The sequence below is a fragment of the Streptomyces sp. DH12 genome (genome assembly GCF_020873895.1).
In the GTDB taxonomy this organism is placed as follows: Bacteria; Actinomycetota; Actinomycetes; order Streptomycetales; family Streptomycetaceae; genus Streptomyces.
In genome coordinates this window covers 1-485 of record NZ_JAHWGT010000799.1, presented here as the reverse complement: position 1 = coordinate 485, position 485 = coordinate 1, and the positions used below count along the sequence as shown (strand labels likewise).

General features: G+C 74.6%; 1 protein-coding gene. It reads left to right on the top strand.

From position 1 onward, the window contains the following. Positions 1-401 (top strand): C40 family peptidase (locus tag LPA54_RS37125; RefSeq protein ID WP_228984871.1); only part of this gene is annotated, 401 nt, incomplete at its 5' end. Between the last annotated feature and the right edge of the window lie 84 nt (positions 402-485).

The following is a 485-nucleotide window of genomic DNA, read 5'->3' as shown; positions in this document are numbered from 1 at the left end:
CGGGCACGGGCTCCGGCTCCGGTTCCGGCTCCGGCACGGGCAGCGGTTACGCCGCCAAGGCGGAAAAGGTGCTGGCCTTCGCCCGCGCCCAGATCGGGAAGCCGTACGTGTGGGGGGCTGCGGGCCCCTCCTCGTACGACTGCTCGGGGCTGACCCAGGCGGCCTGGCGGGAGGCGGGGGTGACCCTGCCCCGGACGACCTGGGACCAGGTCGAGTTCGGCACGCGGGTCGCCACGGCCGACCTCCTCCCGGGCGACCTGGTCTTCTTCTACGACGACATCAGCCACGTCGGGATCTACAAGGGCGAGGGGATGATGATCCACGCCCCGAAGCCGGGCGCGAACGTGCGCGAGGAGTCGATCTACTCCATGCCGGTCTACGGGAGCGTGCGGCCGGCGTAGTCGGCCACCGCGGGGTGCGGCGGGGCGGGGCGGCCGGTGCACGGCGTACGCGGGGCGGGGCGGCCGGTCCGCAGGGTGCGGGGC